Raw genomic sequence first — 3,442 nt, 5'->3', positions numbered from 1 at the left:
CGCCCGGCCCACCCCCGGGATCGTGGACCACGAGGTCGCGGATCCGCACGATCCCACCCGGGTGCGGGCCGCCGCCCGCGCCCTGGCCCGCCGGCATCCGGTGGACGGGGTGTTGACCTGGGATGAGTTCGCCACCGTGGGAGCCGCCGAGGCCGCCCGTGACCTCGGACTGCCGGGCCCCCGTCCCGAGGCGGTCGCCACCTGCCGCGACAAGGCCGCGGCCCGGGCACGCTTCGACGCCCGACGGGTGCCCTCCACGCCCTGGGCCCGGGTCACCACCGCGGAGCAGGCCGGGGAAGCCGCCCGGAGGATCGGCTTCCCCGTGGTCCTCAAGCCCGCCGGGGCCGGTGGATCCTTCGGCGTGCGGAAGGTGGACACCGCCCGCGACCTGGCCGCCGCCCACGCCTTCGCCGCCGAAGCCGCCGCCCGGGGGCGGGAGGACGCCGGGCTGCTGGTGGAGTCCTACCTCTCCGGCCCCGAGGTCTCCGTCGAGGTCGCCTCCGACCACGGCCGCCACCACGTTCTCGCCCTGACCCACAAGTCCCTCGGCGCGGAGCCGTACTTCGAGGAGACCGGCCATCTGGTGCACGGCTCGCCGGACCCCGGGGAGCCCGCCGTGCGCGTGGCGCTCGCCGCCCTGGACGCGGTGGGTCTGACCCACGGCGTCTCCCACATCGAGTTGCGCCTGACCCCCGACGGGCCGCGTGTCATCGAGATCAATCCCCGTCCGGGTGGAGACCTCATCCCCCACCTGGTCCACCTGGCCACTGGCGTCGACGTCGTCGCAGCCGCCGCCGACCTGAGCGCCGGGCTGTCCCCCGACCTGACCCCCACCCGCGACATCAGCGCCGGCGTCCGCTTCCTCTACCCCTCGACGGCCGGTCGCCTCACCCGCCTGGACATCGACCCCCGACTGGGAGAGGTGGCCTGGTGCGAGCGCGCGGTGGCGACCAGGACACCGGGCGACGAGGTGAGCCCGCCGCCGGGCGACGGCCTGCACTCGCGCCTGGCCCACGTCGTGGCCACCGCCCCCACCCCCGAACTGTGCCGCGAGCGTCTCGACCGGGCCGCCGGCTCCCTGCGCGCCACCATCACCCCCACCCGGAGCGGCCGATGACCACCACGACCGCCGAACCGCGGGTGAGCGCCACCTGGTACGACGACGTCGACCAGGCCCCGCCGGACACCCTGGAGGCCCTGCACCCCTCCCGCACCCGGGCATGGGCCGGGGCATGGCAGCACGTGCGCACCGAACAGGTCCTCGCCCACCGCCACGTCCACCTCCACGACCCCGACCGGGGCATCGGCGAGACCGTCTCCTTCCACCTGGTCCCCGGCCGGGGCAGCCCCTACTGGTCGCGGTTGGAGACCGACGCCGGCAGCCCGCCCGTGTGGCCCGGCCCGGTGCTCTACGCCGGCAGCCCCCATGCCGAGTACGGCGGCGCGGGCACCGCCACCGCAGCCCTTGCCGCCGCCACCACCACAGCCGGACTCCACCTCGCCCAAAGTTTGGGCGCCCGCGCCGTCGTCCACCCCGGTCTCACCCCCGGGCAGGCCGCCGCCCTCACCGCCGCCGCTCCCGCCGGCGTCACCGCTCTCGACCTGGGCACCGATGTCGCGTTCACCCGTCCCCTCGGCGCGGACGCGGAGCGGTGGTGGGCCGGGATCCCGCAGAAGTACCGCAGCGACGCCCGCCGCACCTGGCGTCGCGGCACCGACGCCGGGCTGACCCTCGCCCCGTACACCGGCGCCGTCACCCTCCCTCACCTGCCGTACTTCACCGAGCTGGCCAACAGCACCGCCGACCGGCACGGCACCCGCCTGTACGGGCCGGAGATGTTCGAGCACCTCACCGATGTGCCCGGCGCCGTCCTGCTGGCCGCCCGGGACGGGGACCGGCTGGTGGGTGGCTTCTACGGCTGGCTCCACCGCCGCTGCCTGTACCTGTGGGCCTGCGGTATCGACTACCGCCACCCGGCCGCGCACCGCGTGTACAAGTGGCTGCTGGCCGAATCGGCCCTTTGGGCCATCGACCGGGGAGCGCACACCCTCGACCTGGGCCGCGCCAACTACGCCGCCAAGCTCAGAGTCGGCTGCCGTCCCCAGCCGCTGCGCACCGTCGTGTTCCTTCCCCGCCCCGAGCCCGCGACCGTCACCGCGTTGTCCGATCTCGCCCGGCGGTTGGGCGAGCAGGCCCTGCCCCACCTGCCCCCGGGCACCCCCTGGTGAGCCCTCCTCCGGTCCGGAAAGGAGCCCTCCTCCTGAACCCGTCGCCCCTGCACCCTCTCGCCCCCGCTTACGGCCACCTCGGTTCGATGTGCTGCCACAAGCCGGGCGGTCCGGCGGCTGCGGTGCGCTCCGCAGCGCGCCGCTCGGGAACACAGAGCCCTCCATCCCCCCGGTCGCGGGCGGGTGGCGCCCGGTGACCGACCCGCAGATCATCCTCACCTACAGCCGTGGCCGAGGGATCGTCGCCATCCCCCACGGCACGAGGTACAAGGCCGCCCACCAATTGCTCACCTCCTGCGGATTCCGCGAGGACGAGAGCGGAGTGCACCACCTGCCGGACGGGGAACCGGACCTCGCCCGGGACCGGGTGGCCTCACTGGTCCGTCTCTCGAAGTTCTACCGGGCCGAGGTGACCACCGGCAGCCGGCAGTTCATCGGCGACACCGCCGGAGACATCGCGGCTCTTCTGCCCGGTGAGTGGAAAGCCCGCGTCGAGATCTACTCCAACCCCCACTGGCAGGAGGACCTCGTGCCCTGGCTGTGGGACAGCGGCGAACTCGCCCGAGTCGTCCGGCACGAGCGCGTCCCCTGCGCAGCCGCCCTCACCGACACGGCCTCCGAAACGACCCTGCTGCTCATCGAACGCCCCGACCGAGAGGCCGGTTATCTGGTCGGCGCGCTCTCCCCCGAGTTCTTCGAGGAGGGACACGGCGACCGGCACGCCCCACCCGGCATCGCCGTCCTGGGGTCGGCCGCTTCGGCGGCCCGGGCCATCACGGACCACTACCTACCCGCCTACCGGCGCGCCGTTCACGATCGGCGGCTGGCATGCGTCGCGGAGGCGCTCGACCGCATCCGCACCGAGCACGACGACCAAAGCACCGGCACGGCCCCTGAGCACGACGACATCGGAGCACCGGTCCCGGAGGAGAGGACCGCGAGGCTCCCGGGCCGGGTGTGGGAGGAGTTCCGCTCCGTCCTGCGGCACGCTCCCCCTCTCCTGGACCGATGCCGCTCCTCGGCACCCGAGGGCTCTCCGGAGGACCGTGTCCTCGCCCGACTGGTCGACGCCCTCGTCGACGTGGAGAGCCTGGACGGGGGCACCTCTTCGAAGCCACCGGTACCCGACGCGCCACTCCGGTCAGCCGTCGACACCTGGCTCACCCACGGCGAAACGTTCCTGCGCCGGGCCCGCGCGGCGGCTCCCCCCACC

The 3,442-nt window shown here is 74.4% G+C and carries 3 protein-coding genes; all 3 read left to right on the top strand.

What is annotated here, in order from left to right:
- A partial coding sequence (locus tag FOE67_RS20260) for an ATP-grasp domain-containing protein (RefSeq protein WP_194444504.1) occupies nt 1-1,117 on the top strand: 1,117 nt, incomplete at its 5' end.
- Nucleotides 1,114-2,229, top strand: a complete 1,116-nt coding sequence (locus FOE67_RS20255) for a GNAT family N-acetyltransferase (protein ID WP_182666271.1) — start codon at nt 1,114-1,116, stop codon at nt 2,227-2,229. The genes FOE67_RS20260 and FOE67_RS20255, both read left to right, overlap by 4 nt.
- A 193-nt stretch (nt 2,230-2,422) precedes the next feature.
- Nucleotides 2,423-3,442 (top strand): hypothetical protein (locus FOE67_RS20250; protein WP_182666270.1); only part of this gene is annotated, 1,020 nt, incomplete at its 3' end.

The sequence above is a fragment of the Streptomyces calidiresistens genome (genome assembly GCF_014141525.1).
GTDB lineage: Bacteria > Actinomycetota > Actinomycetes > Streptomycetales > Streptomycetaceae > Streptomyces > Streptomyces calidiresistens.
The sequence above is the reverse complement of the archived record's forward strand: the minus strand, read 5'-3'. Positions and strand labels throughout refer to the sequence as shown.